General features: G+C 68.0%; 16 protein-coding genes. 9 read left to right on the top strand and 7 right to left on the bottom strand.

Going from position 1 to position 15,941, the window contains the following annotated elements:
- Positions 1–20: 20 nt before the first annotated feature.
- Positions 21–539 carry a DUF6879 family protein gene (locus tag ON21_RS02580; RefSeq protein WP_051020228.1) on the bottom strand — a complete coding sequence of 173 codons (519 nt, stop codon included), beginning with the start codon at positions 537–539 and terminating at the stop codon, positions 21–23.
- 138 nt (positions 540–677) lie between these two features.
- On the opposite strand from ON21_RS02580, the gene ON21_RS02575 reads away from it, so the two are divergent.
- The gene (locus ON21_RS02575) at positions 678–884 is read left to right on the top strand and encodes a hypothetical protein (RefSeq protein WP_039794887.1); all 207 of its coding nucleotides are present in this window, start codon (positions 678–680) and stop codon (positions 882–884) included.
- A 237-nt stretch (positions 885–1,121) separates the two neighbouring features.
- Here the strand turns inward: ON21_RS02575 and ON21_RS02570 are convergent, their stop codons facing one another.
- Positions 1,122–2,708, bottom strand: a complete 1,587-nt coding sequence (locus ON21_RS02570; RefSeq protein WP_051020226.1) for an acyl-CoA synthetase — start codon at positions 2,706–2,708, stop codon at positions 1,122–1,124.
- Between the two features lie 22 nt (positions 2,709–2,730).
- On the bottom strand, positions 2,731–3,768 hold the full coding sequence (locus tag ON21_RS02565; protein WP_039794934.1) for an LLM class F420-dependent oxidoreductase: 1,038 nt from the start codon (positions 3,766–3,768) through the stop codon (positions 2,731–2,733).
- Positions 3,769–3,883: 115 nt separating this feature from the next.
- Here ON21_RS02565 and ON21_RS02560 point away from each other — a divergent pair, with 115 nt between their 5' ends.
- The 5 genes from ON21_RS02560 to ON21_RS02540 are packed head-to-tail and all read left to right on the top strand — an operon-like array spanning position 3,884 to position 8,397.
- On the top strand, positions 3,884–4,852 hold the full coding sequence (locus tag ON21_RS02560) for a Zn-ribbon domain-containing OB-fold protein (RefSeq protein ID WP_039794885.1): 969 nt from the start codon (positions 3,884–3,886) through the stop codon (positions 4,850–4,852).
- A 12-nt stretch (positions 4,853–4,864) separates the two neighbouring features.
- Complete coding sequence (locus ON21_RS02555) at positions 4,865–5,899, top strand: thiolase family protein (protein ID WP_039794883.1); 1,035 nt, start codon at positions 4,865–4,867, stop codon at positions 5,897–5,899.
- A complete protein-coding gene (locus tag ON21_RS02550) occupies positions 5,896–7,062 on the top strand; it encodes a thiolase family protein (RefSeq protein ID WP_083880360.1) in 1,167 nt (388 codons plus the stop codon). The genes ON21_RS02555 and ON21_RS02550 overlap by 4 nt, the downstream gene beginning before the upstream one ends.
- 5 nt (positions 7,063–7,067) lie before the next feature.
- On the top strand, positions 7,068–7,952 hold the full coding sequence (locus ON21_RS02545) for a TIGR03619 family F420-dependent LLM class oxidoreductase (protein WP_039794931.1): 885 nt from the start codon (positions 7,068–7,070) through the stop codon (positions 7,950–7,952).
- A gap of 28 nt (positions 7,953–7,980) precedes the next feature.
- On the top strand, positions 7,981–8,397 hold the full coding sequence (locus tag ON21_RS02540) for a nuclear transport factor 2 family protein (protein WP_039794882.1): 417 nt from the start codon (positions 7,981–7,983) through the stop codon (positions 8,395–8,397).
- A 55-nt stretch (positions 8,398–8,452) separates the two neighbouring features.
- Here ON21_RS02540 and ON21_RS02535 read toward each other — a convergent pair whose 3' ends face one another.
- Positions 8,453–9,754 carry a cytochrome P450 gene (locus ON21_RS02535; RefSeq protein WP_051020224.1) on the bottom strand — a complete coding sequence of 434 codons (1,302 nt, stop codon included), beginning with the start codon at positions 9,752–9,754 and terminating at the stop codon, positions 8,453–8,455.
- A 102-nt stretch (positions 9,755–9,856) separates the two neighbouring features.
- Between ON21_RS02535 and ON21_RS02530 the strand changes: the two genes are divergently transcribed.
- Positions 9,857–11,020: a steroid 3-ketoacyl-CoA thiolase gene (locus tag ON21_RS02530; RefSeq protein WP_039794877.1), complete on the top strand. Its 1,164-nt coding sequence runs from the start codon at positions 9,857–9,859 to the stop codon at positions 11,018–11,020.
- Positions 11,021–11,379: 359 nt separating this feature from the next.
- Complete coding sequence (locus ON21_RS02525) at positions 11,380–11,796, top strand: helix-turn-helix domain-containing protein (RefSeq protein WP_011207048.1); 417 nt, start codon at positions 11,380–11,382, stop codon at positions 11,794–11,796.
- A gap of 348 nt (positions 11,797–12,144) precedes the next feature.
- On the opposite strand, the gene ON21_RS38065 is transcribed toward ON21_RS02525, so the two are convergent.
- The 3 genes from ON21_RS38065 to ON21_RS02505 form a co-directional block, all read right to left on the bottom strand.
- Positions 12,145–12,375 (bottom strand): hypothetical protein, encoded by a 231-nt coding sequence (locus ON21_RS38065; protein ID WP_157170688.1) that lies wholly within the window; start codon positions 12,373–12,375, stop codon positions 12,145–12,147.
- Positions 12,376–13,390: 1,015 nt separating this feature from the next.
- Positions 13,391–14,302, bottom strand: a complete 912-nt coding sequence (locus ON21_RS02510; protein ID WP_039794873.1) for an SDR family oxidoreductase — start codon at positions 14,300–14,302, stop codon at positions 13,391–13,393.
- 28 nt (positions 14,303–14,330) lie between these two features.
- Positions 14,331–15,113 (bottom strand): SDR family oxidoreductase, encoded by a 783-nt coding sequence (locus ON21_RS02505; RefSeq protein WP_039794871.1) that lies wholly within the window; start codon positions 15,111–15,113, stop codon positions 14,331–14,333.
- Positions 15,114–15,171: 58 nt separating this feature from the next.
- Here ON21_RS02505 and ON21_RS02500 point away from each other — a divergent pair, with 58 nt between their 5' ends.
- Positions 15,172–15,936: an enoyl-CoA hydratase family protein gene (locus ON21_RS02500; RefSeq protein ID WP_039794869.1), complete on the top strand. Its 765-nt coding sequence runs from the start codon at positions 15,172–15,174 to the stop codon at positions 15,934–15,936.
- Positions 15,937–15,941 lie beyond the last annotated feature (5 nt).

Genomic DNA, 15,941 nt, shown 5'->3' with positions numbered 1-15,941 from the left:
CGCTTTATGAACGGAGTTGGTCACCGCTGAACATACTCCGCATAAGGGATAGCCAGCTTCCAGAGCCGCCCCCGTATCTCTTGGCAGTACGCCACGATTCCGGGGTCTGTGGTCACTGCCAGACCGGCCGGCGCCCCGGCCGGATCGGTGAGGTTGTAAACAACCCTCTCGCCATCCATCAACCACCAGTCGTCTGGTGGCACCGTTCCCGCGATATTTCTCGGCACATAACGGATGTCGTCCCCAGCTTCCACGTTGTACCCGGTGACCGACAACAACCATCGCTGATAGTCCGACAGTGGTTCTGTGACCACCCGAACACGGGTCACCGATACGCCCCGGCTAGTGGTTTCCAGCATGAGGTCTTGCCACGGCGTCCGGGTGTACGGGGCTGGTTCGCCAGCGAGGAAGGCACGTATCCGGGTGTCCTCGTCGGCTACGTGATATTCGTCCCGCACTTCGAGATGGAACGCATCCCGTCTCAGCTCACGGAACAGATTCGGCCACAGGTCCGGTTCATCGTTGGGCCGCAGCAGCATTGCAGTAGAACGTCCTTCCTAGCTTCGGGACCTCGATAGCGGTTTCGTCCTCTGCCAAGGTCAACATGCCCAACACATCCGGCGCGGTGGAGGTCCCGACCTCCAAGTGCCCTAACCGGTTCTGACCAGAGGAGCGGTATGTCTACCACGGAACCCCCCGGCGCACTCGACAAGGAAACCTCGGTGCGGCTACGTGACCAGCTCCAACAGATCACAGAGGAAGCGGGCCGGTACCTCGGTCCGGAGCACCGGGCCATAGCCGCACTGACCCAAGCTGCACGGGAGTTGGCCCTAGCCACCTGGCCCAAGTCGGGGCAGTACGCCGAGTACACGCCGGACGAGTGAGCCGGAGCGGAATCGAGGACGCTGCTCCCAGTGTCCGATCTGGGGCACCGGTAACACTCCCAGACCCCTTTCGCGGGGACGCGAATGCGCCCTTCACGGTAATCGTGAAGGGCGCATTCGCTTTTCGGCGTCGTCGCGTGGCCGGGTCACAGCCCCAGCGGCCCGGCTATACGGCGAGCCTCGCCTCCGCCGGACCTGGGGCGGGCGTCGCGCCGTCCGTCCGTCGGGCGGCGGATCTCAGGACGCGGGGATGTACCGCTCCCGCAGCTTGCGCTTGTATAGCTTGCCGTTCGGATCGCGCGGCAGTTCGGGCAGATAGTCGATCGACTTGGGCATCTTGTACTTCGCCAATTGGGTGGCGGCGAAAGCGAGCAGCTCCTCGGTGAGCGCGTCGTCGCCCTCGGTTCCGTCGGCGGGCTGTACGACCGCCTTCACTTCCTGGCCCCAATCCGGGTGCGGGATGCCGAACACCGCGACGTCGGCGACCTTCGGGTGGGTGATCAGGACGTTCTCGACCTCCGCCGGGTAGATGTTCACCCCGCCGGACAGGATCAGATCCGAGCGCCGGTCGTGCAGGTAGAGGTAACCGTCCTCGTCGAGGTGGCCGATGTCGCCGACGGTGAACAGGTCGCCGACGCGCGAGTCCTCGGTCTTGGCCTTGTCGTGGTGGTACTCGAAACTCGAAGCGCCCATGCGCATGTAGACCAGGCCGGTCTCGCCTGCGGGCACCTCGGAGCCGTCCTCCTCGCTGAGCACCTTGATCACCGACCACGGCCACGCCTTGCCGACCGAGCCCGGTTTGCGCAGCCAGTCGGTGCCGTTGATCACCGTGCCGCCGCCCTCGGTGGCCGCGTAGTACTCGGTGACCGTCGGGCCCCACCACTCGAGCATCTTCCGCTTGGTCTCCTGCGGGCAGGGCGCCGCGCCGTGCACCATGCTGCGCAGCGAGGACACGTCGTACTTGGCGCGCACCTCCTCCGGCAGCGCGAGCAGCCGGTGGAACTGGGTCGGCACCATGTGGCTGTGCGTCACCCGGTGCTTGTCGATCAGCCGCAGCATCTCCTCGGCGTCCCAGCGATCCATCAGAACCAGCTTGTGACCCAGATTGATCGAGATGGTCGCGAAGTTCAGCACCGCCGTGTGGTACAGCGGCGAGCCGCAGATGTGCACGTGGTCGTCGTACGGCGCGAGTTCGAACAGGCCGAAGAACGCGGTGGTGTGCGGCGGGACGACATCCGGGTCGGCGCCGGTGAGCGGCCGCCGAACGCCCTTGGGCCGCCCGGTGGTTCCCGACGTGTAGAGCATCGGCGCGCCGGTGCTGCGGTCGGACGGACGGCCGGTGTCGGCGGCGCCGAGCCAGGCCACCGACTTGAAGCCCTCGATCTCGCCCACCGCGAAGCGCGCCGTCGCGGGCAGGCCCGCCTCGTCGGCGGCGGCCTTCGCGGCGGCGGCGAAACGATCGCTGGCGATGAACGCCTTCGCCTCGCTGTCGGCCAGGATGTAGGCGACTTCCGGACCGGTGAGATGCCAGTTCACCGCGACGATGTACAACCCCGATTGGTAGGCCGCGAAATACGCCGCGATCGCCTCCACGCAGTTGTGCACCATGCTCACCAGCACGTCACCGGTTTTCAGGCCGAGCCCGCGCAGGCCGGTGGCGTAACGATTGGCGAGGGTGGCCAATTCGCGATACGTCACCTCCCGCCCCGAAGGATCGACCATCGCGATCCGATCGGATTCGGCTTCGGCGATGTTCCACAGACCGAGAACTTTTTCTGACTCCTGCGCAGGAGGCGGAGCCGACGGGGCGGGTGAGGCAGTCACGCCATTGAATTTAGAACGTGTTCTACTGTTCGACAAGGGGTGCCAGCCGACGCAGTTGCGCGACATCGGGAACCGACACCAGCATCATGGTGACGCCGGCGGCCTCCCAGACCCGCAGCTGTTTGCGCACATGCTCCTCGTCTCCGATGATCGCGGTGTCCAGAATCAGCTCGTCCGGCACCGCCGCGGCGGCCTCGGCCTTCTTGCCCGACTGGAACAACTTGCCGATCTCGTCGACCTCGCGGTCGTAGCCCATCCGCCGGTACACCTGGGCGTGGAAGTTCAGCTCCGGCGCGCCCATGCCGCCGATGTAGAGCGCCATGATCCAGCGCATCCGCTCCAGCTCGCTCGCCGGGTCGTCGGTGATCACCACCTGGCAACTCGCGGCGATCTCGAAATCCGCCCTGCTGCGCCGCGCACCGGCCCGCGCGAAGCCCTCGTCCAGCCACTCGTCGTACATCCCGGCCAGCCGGGGCGCGTAGTAGATGGCCAGCCAGCCGTCGGCGATCTCGGCGGTGAGCGCCACGTTCTTCGGCCCTTCCGCGCCCAGCCAGATCGGCAAATCCGCACGTAGCGGATGCACGATCGGCTTCAGCGGCTTGCCGAGCCCGATCGAGCCCGGCCCGGTGTAGGGCAGCGGGTAGTGCGGCCCCGCGCTGGTGACCGGAGCCTGCCTCGCCAGCACCTGGCGCACGATCCCGACGTACTCGCGGGTGCGCTGCAACGGCTTGGCGAACGGCTGGCCGTACCACCCCTCCACCACCTGCGGACCGGAGACGCCAAGGCCGAGAATGGCGCGGCCACCGCTGAGGTGGTCGAGGGTGAGCGCGTGCATGGCGGTCGCCGCGGGCGTGCGCGCCGACATCTGCACCACCGACGTGCCCAGGCGCACCCGCCGCGTGGCCGAGCCCCACCAGGTGAGCGGGCCGAAGGCGTCCGACCCCCACGACTCGGCGGCGAACACGGCGTCGAACCCGGCTTCCTCGGCCGCCACCACCAGCTCCCCCGCGTTCGCGGGCGGCTGGGCCATCCAGTACCCGAGTTGCAATCCGAACTTCACGCCGGACCCCTTTCCGATCAACTGCTTGCCACCAGAGTTAGAACCTGTTCTACTCGATATCGTGACTCAGGGGAATACTGCATCCACGGCAATCGCTGGTGGTAGCGGCACGGCATTGAACACGGACGCCGTGCCCGAGGTACTCAGCGCGCCCCTGCGGGTGCGTTTCGATTACACCCGCTCCGTCGGCTCCACCATCGGCGCCTTTCTGACCCGGTTACGCGACCACAAGATCGTGGGCGCGCGGGGCTCGGACGGCCGCGTGATCGTGCCGCCGCCGGAATACGATCCGATCACCGCCGAACCGCTCACCGAGTTCGTCGACGTCGCCGACACCGGCACCGTCGAATCGTGGACCTGGGTGCGCGAACCGCTGCCCGGCCAGCCGTTCGACCGCCCGTTCGCCTGGGCGCTGATCCGGCTGGACGGCGCGGACACGACGCTGCTGCACGCCGTCGACGTCGCCGCGCCCGAGGACATCCGCAAGGGCTTGCGGGTGACCGCCCGCTGGGCCGAGCAGACCGAGGGCAGCATTCGCGACATCCTCTGCTTCGAGCCCGGCGAGAAGTCGTCCGCACCTGTGGAGTCCGCCGCTTCGGCCGACCCGGTCACCATGATCACCACGCCGGTAGACCTGTCCTACAAGCACACCGCCTCGCCGCAGGAGACCGTCTACCTGCGCGGGCTCGCCGAAGGCAAGCTGATCGGCGCGCGCACCGACGCCGCGGGCAAGGTGTACTTCCCGCCGCGCGGCGCGAATCCGACCGACGGCAGGCCGACCGACGAGTTCATCGAACTGTCCGATCACGGCACCGTGACCACCTTCTGCATCGTCAACGTGCCGTTCATGGGCCAGCGGATCAAGCCGCCCTACGTCGCGGCCTACGTGCTGCTGGACGGCGCGGACATCCCGGTGCTGCACCTGGTGCTCGGCTGCGACGCGAGTGAGGTGCGCATGGGCATGCGGGTGCAGGCGGTGTGGAAGCCGCGCGAGGAGTGGGGCTACGGCTTGGAGAACGTGGACCACTTCCGCCCCTCCGGCGAGCCGGACGCCGACTACGAGACCTATAAGCACCACCTCTGAGAGAGGCGCACGTTGACTGACAACGCCACCGACATCGCGGTCGTGGGCTTCGCCCACGCACCGCACGTGCCGGAGACCTTCGGCACCACCAACGGTGTCGAGATGCTGGTGCCCTGCTTCCAGCAGCTCTACGACCGACTCGGCATCACCAAGTCCGACATCGACTTCTGGTGCTCCGGCTCGTCCGATTACCTTGCCGGACGCGCTTTCTCGTTCATCTCCGCGATCGACGCCATCGGCGCGGTACCGCCGATCAACGAATCGCACGTGGAGATGGACGCCGCGTGGGCGCTGTACGAGGCGTGGGTGAAACTGCGCTCCGGGCAGGCGACGACGGCCCTGGTGTACGGCTTCGGCAAGTCCTCCGCGGGCACGCTGCGCCAGGTGCTCACCATGCAGCTGGATCCCTACCTGGTCGCGCCGCTGTGGCCGGACGCCTGGTCCATCGCGGGCCTGCAGGCGCGCGCCGGTCTGGACGCGGGCCGCTGGACCGAGCGCGACATGGCGGCCGTCGCGGCCGGCGACGGTGACGTCGACAGCCTGCTCGACCAGCCCTACGTCGCCGATCCGCTGCGCGCGCACGACATCGCGCCGATCACCGACGGCGCGGCCGCGATCGTGCTCGCCGTAGGCGACCGCGCGCGTGAGCTGTGCGAACGTCCCGCCTGGATCACCGGCATGGCGCATCGGATCGACACTCCCGTACTCGGTGCACGCGACCTCACCGTCTCGCCCTCGACGGCCGCCGCCGCCAAGGCGGTCACCGGCGGCGACGTGAGCGATTTCGACATCGCCGAACTGCACGCGCCGTTCAGCCATCAGCAGCTGATCCTCGCCGAGGCGATCGGGCTGAAGAACGGCACGAAGGTGAATCCGTCCGGCGGCGCGCTCGCGGCTCATCCGATGTTCGCCGCGGGCCTGGAACGCATCGGCTTCGCGGCCGAGGCGATCATGGGCGGCTCGGCGAATCGGGCGCTGGCCCACGCCACCAGCGGCCCCGCGCTCCAGCAGAACCTTGTGACCGTCTTGGAATCGGAGAACCGATGAGCTTGCCAGCTGCGGTGCTCGGCACCGGACAAACCCATCACGTGACGAAACGGACCGACGTCTCCATGCCGGGGATGTGTCGCGAGGCCATCGATCGCGCCCTCGCCGACGCCGGTCTCACCATCGCCGACATCGATGCGGTCGTGGTCGGCAAGGCGCCCGACGGATTCGAGGGCGTCATGATGCCCGAGCTGTTCATGGCGGACGCGCTCGGAGCTACCGGCAAGCCATTGCTGAGGGTGCACACCGCCGGTTCGGTCGGCGGCTCCACCGGCATCGTCGCGACCAACCTGGTGCAGGCGGGCGTGCACAAGCGCGTGCTCGCGGTGGCCTGGGAGAAGCAGTCGGAGTCGAACGCCATGTGGGCGCTGTCGATTCCGGTGCCGTTCACCATGCCGGTCGGCGCGGGCGCGGGCGGATACTTCGCGCCGCATGTGCGCTCCTACATCCGGCGCTCCAACGCCCCGGGTCACATCGGCGCCATGGTGGCGGTGAAGGATCGCCGCAACGGCGCCAAGAACCCGCTGGCGCACCTGAAGCAGCCCGACATCACGCTGGAATCGGTGCTCGCCTCGCAGATGCTCTGGGACCCGATCCGTTTCGATGAGACCTGCCCCTCCTCCGACGGCGCGTGCGCCATCGTGCTCGGCGATGCCGAGGCCGCCGAGGCGGTCGAGGCCACCGGCCGGAAGGTCGCCTGGGTGCACGGCACCGCGATGCGCACCGAGCCGACCACCTTCGCCGGGCGCGACCAGGTCAACCCGCAGGCGGGCCGGGACGCCGCCGCGGCGCTGTGGCAGGCCGCGGGCATCACCAACCCGCTCGAGGAGATCGACGTGGCCGAGATCTACGTCCCGTTCTCCTGGTTCGAACCGATGTGGCTGGAGAACCTCGGCTTCGTGCCCCAAGGCGACGGGTGGAAGCTCACCGACAAGGGCGAGACCGAGATCGGCGGCACCCTTCCGGTAAATCCGTCCGGCGGCGTGCTGTCGTCCAACCCGATCGGCGCCTCCGGGCTCATCCGGTTCGCCGAAGCCGCCAAGCAGGTCATGCAGCGGGCCGGGGACTATCAGGTCGAGGGCGCGCGCAAGGCGCTGGGCCACGCGTACGGCGGCGGTTCCCAGTACTTCTCGATGTGGGTGGTCGGATCGGAGCGGCGGTGACTGCGCTGAAGTTCACCGTCGGCATCGCGCTGAGTCCGCTGGACCAGCTGCCTGCACTCGCGAAAACCGCCGAAGAGTGCGGTTTCTCGTCCATCGCGCTGCCGGACTCGCTGTTCTACATGAAGTCGGCGTCGGCGAAGTACCCCTACACCGCCGACGGCAGCCGGTTCTGGGGGCCGGAGACCCCGTGGGTCGACCCGCTCATCGGCGCGACCGCCATGGCGGCCGTCACCAGCCGCATCCGCTTCTACACGAACGTGCTGAAGCTGGGTTCGCGCAATCCACTGCTGCTGGCGCGGCAGGTCGGCTCGGTGGCCAACCTGTCGGGTAACCGCTTCGGTTTCGGCGTCGGAATCGGCTGGGCGCCGGAGGAGTTCGAGTGGTGCGGCGTGCCGTTCGCGCGCCGCGGCGCGCGGGTGGACGAGATGATCGAGGTGATCAAACTGGTGCTCGCCGGCGGCATGGTCGAGTACCACGGCGAGTTCTTCGATTTCGATCCACTGCAGATCAGCCCGGCTCCGAGCGAGCCGGTGCCGTTCTACATCGGCGGGCACACCGACGCGGCACTGCGCCGCGCCGCGCGCGTCGGCGACGGCTGGACCTCGGCCATGATGACCTACGACGAACTGCGGAGCACCATCGCCGAGCTCGACGCGCTGCGCGCCGAGTACGGCCGCGCCGACGATCCATTCGAGATCCAGGCGGTGTGCGTCGACCGCTTCGGCCGGTCCGGCTATCAGGACCTCGCGGACGCGGGCGTCACCGACGCGATCGTGGTGCCCTGGCTGGCCGACGGCATCGGATTCGACGGTGAACTGGCCGCCAAGCAGGATTCGCTGCGCAAGTTCGCGCAGCAGTACATCGCCGAACCCGTGCTCGCCGCGCGATGAGGCACGTCAACCGGTCGAGGGAGGCCGTATGACCACCACCGAGCATCCGGCCAGGGCCGCGGGCCTGGCCTCGCAGGCCGCCGTGCGGGCGCGGGACAAGCAGGCCTGGGTCGCGCTGTTCGCCGAGGACGGCATCGTGGAGGACCCCATCGGCCCGTCGGGCTTCGACCCGGAGGGCAAGGGCCACCGCGGCGCCGAGGCCATCGCCGCGTTCTGGGACAAGGCGATCGCCAAGACCGATCTGATCGAGTTCCTGTTCGGCGACTCGTTCGCCTGCGGCAACGAGGTGGCCTTCACCGGCACGATCCGCAGCACCATCGGCGGGCACCGGATCGACGCCGACGGCGTGTTCACCTACCGGGTGGACGAGGACGGCAAGATCGCCGCCCTCCGCGCGTTCTGGGAGGTCGATCGCGCCATGAAGACCGCGCGTCCGGTCGACTGACTCGGTATCGGGACGAAAAGGCCCTCGCACCGAAGTGCGAGGGCCTTTCTACGTCTCAGTGCGCGACCGGGCAGGTCTTGTAGGCGACCGGGAACTCTTTGATGCCGTTGAGCCAGCCCGAACGCAGCCGCTTGGGGTCGGCGACCTTGGTGATGTCGGGCAGGTGGTCGGCGATGGCGTTGAAGATCAGGTCGATCTCCAGCCGGGCCAGGTTCGCCCCGATGCAGAAGTGCGCACCGGTGCCGCCGAACGCCAGGTGCGGGTTGTCCTTGCGCATGATGTCGAACTTCTCCGGCTGATCGAAGACGTCCTCGTCGAAGTTGGCCGAGCGGTACAGCATGACCACCCGCTGGCCCTTCTTGATCTGCACGCCGCCCAGTTCGGTGTCCTCCAGCGCGGTGCGCTGGAACGAGGTGACCGGAGTCGCCCACCGGATGATCTCGTCGGCGGCCGTGGCGGGGCGTTCCTTCTTGAACAGCTCCCACTGGTCCGGGTTCTCCAGGAACGCGATCATGCCGTGCGAGATGGCGTTGCGCGTGGTCTCGTTGCCCGCGACGGCGAGCATGATCACGAAGAAGCCGAACTCCTCCTCGGTGAGCTTGTCACCGTCGACATCGGCCTCGATCAGCGTGGTGACGATGTCGTCGGCCGGGCACTGCTTGCGGGAGGCCGCCATCTGGTAGGCGTAGCCCAGGATCTCGGCCGAAGCCGCGACCGGATCCGCGGTGCTCTCCGGGTCGTCGTAGCCGGTCATGTCGTTGGACCAGGAGAAGACCTTCATCCGGTCCTCCTGCGGGACGCCGATCAGCTCGGCGATGGCCTGCAGCGGCAGTTCGCACGCGACCTGGGTGACGAAGTCGCCGGAACCCGACTCGGCCGCCGCCTTCACGATGGACTCCGCGCGGGCCGACAGCTCCGCGCGCAGGCCGTTGATGGCGCGCGGGGTGAAGCCGCGCGCGATGATCTTGCGCAGCTTGGTGTGCTCGGGCGCGTCCATGTTCAGCAGGACGATCCGCTGCAGCTCGATCTGCTCCCGGGCGATGTCGTCGTTGAACCGCGGGATGGCGGTGTTCTCGTAACTGGAGAACACATCGCTGCGCCGCGAGACCTCTTTGACGTCGGCGTGCTTGCTCACCACCCAGAAGCCGTCGTCGTGGAAGCCGCTGACGTCCGGCGACTGCGGGTTCCACCAGATCGGCGCCGTCCGGCGCAGTTCGGCGAACTCTTCGACCGGAACACGCTCGGCGTAGATGTCCGGGTCCGTGACGTCGAACCCGTCCGGAAGATTCGGCCGGGCATTCCGAGTGTCTACCACCAGATGTCTCCTTCGACAAACTGAAACACGTTCTATAATCATTGAAGCACAGGCGGGAGAACGAGGAAAGAAACCGGACAGATCCGCCCCTGGCAAGTGCTATGAACGCGTTTCAGTTTTCTGTCCCATAAGGAAAGGTTGGACATGGGCACACCCGTCATCGTCGAGGCCGCACGGACCCCGATCGGCAAGCGCGGCGGCTGGCTGTCAGGCCTGCACGCGGCCGAACTGCTCGGCGCGGCCCAGCGCGGGCTGCTCGAGCGCGCGCACCTGGATCCCGCGCAGGTCGAGCAGGTCATCGGCGGCTGCGTCACCCAGGCGGGCGAGCAGTCCAACAACGTCACCCGGGTCGCGTGGCTGCACGCGGGCCTGCCGTGGCAGGTGGGCGCCACCACGATCGACACCCAGTGCGGTTCCGCGCAGCAGGCCAACCATCTGATCGCGGGCCTGATCGCGGCCGGCGCCATCGATATCGGCATGGCCTGCGGCGTGGAGGCGATGAGCCGGGTTCCGCTCGGCGCCAATGTGGGTGAGAACGCCGGGCCGCGCAGGCCCGCGTCGTGGAACATCGACCTGCCCAACCAGTTCGAGGCGGCCGAGCGAATCGCCAAGCGGCGCGGCATCACTCGCGCGGACGTGGACGCGTTCGGCGCACGCTCGCAGCGGCTGGCCGGACAGGCGTGGGCGGAGGGCCGTTTCGATCGCGAGGTGCTCACCGTCACCGCACCCGCGGTCGACAAGGAGGGCAACCTCACCGGCGAAAAGCTCGATGTCGCAAGGGATCAGGGCTTGCGTGAGACCACGGTCGAGGGCCTGGCGAAACTGAAGCCGGTCCTGGAGGGCGGCGTGCACACCGCCGGATCCTCCTCGCAGATCTCCGATGGCGCCGCCGCGGTGCTGCTGATGGACGAGAAGGCCGCCCAGCGAGCGGGCTTGCGGCCGCGGGCACGGATCGTCACACAGGCGGTGGTCGGCGCGGAGCCGGAGTTCCACCTCGACGGCCCCGTGCAGGCGTGCACGAGGCTGTTGGAGCGGTCCGGGATGAATATCGGCGACATCGACCTTTTCGAGATCAATGAAGCGTTCGCGTCGGTGGCACTTTCCTGGGCCTCTGTACACCAGCCGGACATGGATCGGGTTAATGTCAACGGTGGCGCCATCGCCCTCGGACATCCGGTCGGCTCCACCGGATCACGCCTCATCACAACGGCTTTGCACGAGCTGGAGCGCTCCGACCGCAGTACCGCAATGGTTCTCATGTGCGCCGGTGGCGCACTCGCGACAGGAACTATCATCGAACGTTTGTGACTTCAACCATTTCGCGTGCGTTTGTTGAACGTTCATCCCCCACGGCCGCAAACGTGTCGTACGCCACACAAACCCATGTACCGCCGAGTCCATGAGATGTCAGCTATCTTGCGGCTATCAAGACCCCTTGCGCCGAGACCCCAGGGACGGGCCAGAACCGGTTCGTACCGGGGCTTCTCGAGAGGCCTTGGGGTGACCCGCAAACGCGACCGTCCCAGCCCCTTCGCCGCCATCCGACCTAGAAGCTTCAAGGAAATCCGGAATCAGGCGTAGGTTTTCAGTTACTGAGCCGCTAATATCAATGATACGTATCCGAGATAACGACTGTTAGTACAGCGAAGGGAATTGGGCGGCTCACAATGGCTGATTTCGCGGCGCGGCTGAACAAGCTGTTCGAAACCGTGCATCCCCCGGGGCGTAAGCCGCACACCAACGCGGAGGTTGCGGCGGCGCTGACGGCCTCCGGACATCCGATCTCGAAACCGTACCTGTCGCAGTTGCGGTCGGGACAACGGACGAACCCGTCGGATGAGACGGTGGCCGCCCTGGCGAAGTTCTTCAAAGTCAAGCCGGACTACTTCTTCAACGACATCTATGCCGCCAAGATCGATCACGATCTGGAGCTGCTGTCCCAGCTGCAGGGCTATGGGCTGCGACGGCTGTCGAGTAGAGCGTTCGACTTGTCCGAAGAATCACAGAACCTGCTCACCTCCATGGCGGAGAAGTTGCGGGCGAGCGAGGGCTTGCCCGAAATTCCTCCGGATGGAACCGAATAGGTTCTCCTGCACGGCAGCACAGTGCGGCCCACCGGGTCGCACTGTGCTGTGTTATAAGGGCGAAGTACACAACCGGCGTGGGGTCGTGCCCCGAGAAAATGGGGCGCGGCCGCAGGCCGGTTAGTGCTGTGCGCCCGATAGTGTGCTTACATATGCACTTTCGGCGTGGTTCGCCGATGGTCGTTCCCGCCGAAGAGGATTCCCGGTCCAACCGGTCTGTCCGAATAGTCCGATCGATCGGCTATTGCGCCCGATTGATCGCATTCGCGCGAAGTCGATCAATTTCGAGCGGACCCGGGCGCGGTGGTCCGATAGACGCGTCCGACCGCCTGCACCCGGCCACACGCACTATTGCCTGCGGGCGAAGCAATCCACCGCGACCGCCCCAACCCGGTCCGCGCACCCACCGGGCCACCAGCCGGCCACCGAGACAGGCGGCGCGAGTTCCGTCGGCACGAGGCCGCCGCCGGACTGCGGATTCAGCGCGTCGATGATCTGCGCCATCTGCTCGAAAGTCTCATACTTCGTGGAGAACCGGCTCTCTGCGTGCGCGACCATCTCGGGTGAACGACCGACCATGATCCGATGCAACGAGCGGATCCGGCGCGGTAGCAGCACCCGCGCGCCCCCAGATCCACCACGATCCGTACCGCGCCGAGCGCGATGAGCAGGTTCGCGCCCCCTCGAGCAGGCAGTGGATTCCCGGACCTGACGGCCGCCGAACTCGAAGCTGCGGAACCCACCGCAGCCGAGCTCCTGTGGCCGAATCCACGGCAGCCGAATCCACGGCAGCCGAACCCGCCGCAGCCGAACCCGCCGCGACCGAACCCGCCGCAGCCGAACCCGCCGCGACCGAACCCGCCGCAGCCGAACCCGCCGCAGCCGAACCCGCTGCGGCGGAACCCGTTGCGACCGACCCGAGCGCCACCGGCCCGTTGCCTGTCGGGCCGACCCCCGCGGAAGCGGTGCCGCCGCCCAAGACGACGGAGCCAGTACCCAACTCGGTGGGCTCCATCGCCAGCCCGACCGAACCCGAATTCGAACTGAGGACAGTAGAGCCGGTACTCGCGGCGTCGGGTCGCCGGGGCGGGCCCGCCGACAACGGCCGGTCCGGACGCGCCTGGTTCGGGGGCAGTTTCGTACCCGTCACCCGCAGCACCCGCCGACCACAGCAAGGACCCCGACGCCGCCGTGCCCATTCCGGTGAGCGCGAACCGGCGGCCGCGGAATCCGCTGCGGCCGATGCCGTCCCGGCGGTCGGCCGGGCCTGCACCGCACCGACCTCCGAGGGCTGTCCCAGCACGGTCAGTGGAAGCCAGGAATCGCCGGTGTCATAGTGCGGAGCGGGAGTTGCCACACACGTTGGGCAAAACGATGGCGCGTCGGCGCAAGCGGGGCCGCCGAGCAGCGCGGAACCGCCGGGTGCGGACAGCACACCGAACGCGCGACCTACTCCCATGCGCCGAGCCTTCCCCTCGTCAGTCGAAGCGCAGTTCAGTGCCCGGTCGCCACTCTCACACGGGACTTCCCAACGGATGGGTGCCCATACTAAACCCCCGTCCGCGTACACGCCCCCCGAAGGGGTCGGGGCCGATCAGGCCCCGTACACCGGCTCCGGCGGAGTCGCTTTGGCGATCAGATCGGCCACGACGGGTCCGAGCTCGGCCGGATCCCAGCGGGCGCCGCGGTCGACGGGCACACCGTGCCGCCATCCGTCGGCCAGCGCCACCTTGCCGCCCTCCACCTCGAACACCCGCCCGGTCACCGCCGCCGACTGCGCGCTGCCCAGCCACACGACCAGCGGTGACACGTTCTCCGGCGCCATCGCGTCGAAGCCGCTCTCCGGCGCGGCCATCATGTCGGCGAACACCGTCTCGGTCATCCTGGTCCGCGCGGACGGGGCGATCGCGTTCACCGTCACGCCGTAGCGGGCGAATTCGGCGGCGGCGGTCAGCGTCAGGCCCGCGATGCCCGCCTTGGCCGCGCCGTAATTGCTCTGGCCGACGCTGCCCTGCAGACCGGCGCCGGAACTGGTGTTGATGATCCGTCCGTCGACCGGACGGCCCGCCTTGGTCTCCGCACGCCAGTATTCGATCGCGTGCCGCATGGTGGCGAAGTGGCCCTTCAGGTGCACGCGGACCACCGCGTCCCACTCGTCCTCGCTGAGGTTGACCAGCATCCGGTCACGCACGAAACCGGCGTTGTTGACCAGTACGTCCAGCTTGCCGAAGGTGTCGACGGCCTGGTGGACGAGCCTGCGGGCGCCTTCCCAGTCGGCGACGTCGTCGCCGTTGGCCACCGCTCGGCCGCCCGACGCCTCGATCTCGGCAACCACCTGCGCGGCGGGCGTTTCCGCGGTGGCCGCGCCGTCGAGCGTCGAACCGATGTCGTTGACCACAACGCTCGCGCCCGCCGCGGCGAAGGCGAGGGCGTGCGCGCGGCCGATGCCCCGGCCCGCGCCGGTGACGATGACGACGCGCCCGGCGCAGATCTGCTCGGTGTCCATATGTGTCCTTCTTCGTGTCCGGTCTTGTTCAGGACTGCTGGTCGGCGTTGGAGGCGGCGAGGAAGGCGGGCCGTTCGCCGCCGCCGTGCACCAGCAGGGTCGCGCCGCTGACGTAGGCGGCCAGCGGCGAGGCCAGGAAGACGGCGCAGCGGCCGACGTCCTCGGGACGGGCCATGCGACCGAGCGGAATGGTCCGGCCCACCGCGTCGACGCCGTCCTGATCGCCGTAGTGCAGTCGGCTCAGCTCGGTGTCGACCGGTCCCACCACCAGCGAGTTCACCCGTACCTTGGGCGCCCACTCGACGGCGAGCGAGCCGGTGAGACTGTCCATGCCCGCTTTCGCCGCGCCGTAGGCGGCGGTACCCGGCGACGGACGATGCCCGCTGACGCTGGAGATGTTCACGATCGAGCCGCCCTCGTCCTGCCGCTGCATCACCGCGTTGGCGACCTGCGCCAGCAGCAGCGGAGCGAGCAGGTTCAGCTCGACGATCTTGGTGTGGAAGTTCTTGCTCGCGTCGGCGGCGAGTGCGAACGGAGCGCCGCCCGCGTTGTTGACCAGATGGTCGAGGCGGCCGTGGCGCTCGGTGATCGTGTCGACCAGCGCGTGCACCGCGTCCTCGTCCCGCACATCGCACGGCACGTAGTCGATCGCGCGGCCGTCGACTTCGACGGGCGCGTCGGCCGGTCGCCGCGCGCATGCCACCACGGTCGCACCCGCGGCCAGGAACGCCTTGCTCACGCCCGCGCCGACACCGCGAACACCGCCCGTCACCAGAACGACGCGGCCGGACAGATCGATTTCGAGTGGCACCGTGCTAACCTACCAAGCAACTGCTTGCTTTGCCAATGCGCACACGATGGGACTTGCCATGGGGATCAACCGCCACTCCGAATCGACCGGCATCAGCGTGGTCACGGTCGACTATCCGCCGGTCAACGCCATCCCTACCGACGGTTGGTTCGCCATCGCCGACGAAGTGCGCGCCGCGGGCCGCGACCCGGACACCAAGGTGGTGGTGCTGCGGGCGGAGAACCGCGGCTTCAACGCGGGCGTGGATATCAAGGAGATCCAGAGCAAGCCGGGCCATCAGGCGCTGATCGACGCCAATCACGGCTGCTTCGAGGCGTTCGCGGCGGTGTACGAGTGCCAGGTGCCGGTGATCGCGGTGGTGCAGGGCTTCTGCCTGGGCGGCGGCATCGGCCTGGTGGGCAACGCGGATGTCGTGATCGCCTCCGACGACGCCACCTTCGGGCTGCCCGAGGTCGATCGCGGCGCGCTCGGCGCGGCCACCCACCTCGCCCGGCTGGTGCCCCAGCACCTGATGCGCGCGCTGTTCTACACCGCGAGCACCATCACCGCCCAGCAGCTGCACCACTACGGCTCGGTGTACCAGGTGGTGCCGCGCGCCGAACTCGACGCCGCCGCCTTGGAGCTGGCCAAGAACATTGCGGCCAAGGACGGCCGGGTGATCCGGGCGGCCAAACGTGCGCTGAACGGCATCGACGTGCAGGACGTGCACCGCAGCTACCGGTACGAGCAGGGATTCACCTTCGAACTCAACCTCGCCGGAGTCGCCGACGAGATCCGCGCCCGGTTCGACGACGATCTCGCGGCGCGCAAGAGCGGGCAGTAGAGAGG

This window comes from Nocardia araoensis NBRC 100135, assembly GCF_000308435.1.
Classification (GTDB): domain Bacteria; phylum Actinomycetota; class Actinomycetes; order Mycobacteriales; family Mycobacteriaceae; genus Nocardia; species Nocardia araoensis.
The sequence above is the reverse complement of the archived record's forward strand: the minus strand, read 5'-3'. Positions and strand labels throughout refer to the sequence as shown.

Bases quoted from the DNA above. Each gene is read 5' to 3' on its own strand.
- ON21_RS02580 (WP_051020228.1), bottom strand. From the start codon at position 539: ATGCTGCTGCGGCCCAACGATGAACCGGACCTGTGGCCGAATCTGTTC.
- ON21_RS02575 (WP_039794887.1), top strand. From the start codon at position 678: ATGTCTACCACGGAACCCCCCGGCGCACTCGACAAGGAAACCTCGGTG.
- ON21_RS02550 (WP_083880360.1), top strand. From the start codon at position 5,896: ATGAGCTTGCCAGCTGCGGTGCTCGGCACCGGACAAACCCATCACGTG.
- ON21_RS02540 (WP_039794882.1), top strand. From the start codon at position 7,981: ATGACCACCACCGAGCATCCGGCCAGGGCCGCGGGCCTGGCCTCGCAG.
- ON21_RS02535 (WP_051020224.1), bottom strand. From the start codon at position 9,754: ATGATTATAGAACGTGTTTCAGTTTGTCGAAGGAGACATCTGGTGGTA.
- ON21_RS02530 (WP_039794877.1), top strand. From the start codon at position 9,857: ATGGGCACACCCGTCATCGTCGAGGCCGCACGGACCCCGATCGGCAAG.
- ON21_RS02525 (WP_011207048.1), top strand. From the start codon at position 11,380: ATGGCTGATTTCGCGGCGCGGCTGAACAAGCTGTTCGAAACCGTGCAT.
- ON21_RS38065 (WP_157170688.1), bottom strand. From the start codon at position 12,375: ATGGTCGGTCGTTCACCCGAGATGGTCGCGCACGCAGAGAGCCGGTTC.
- ON21_RS02510 (WP_039794873.1), bottom strand. From the start codon at position 14,302: ATGGACACCGAGCAGATCTGCGCCGGGCGCGTCGTCATCGTCACCGGC.
- ON21_RS02500 (WP_039794869.1), top strand. From the start codon at position 15,172: ATGGGGATCAACCGCCACTCCGAATCGACCGGCATCAGCGTGGTCACG.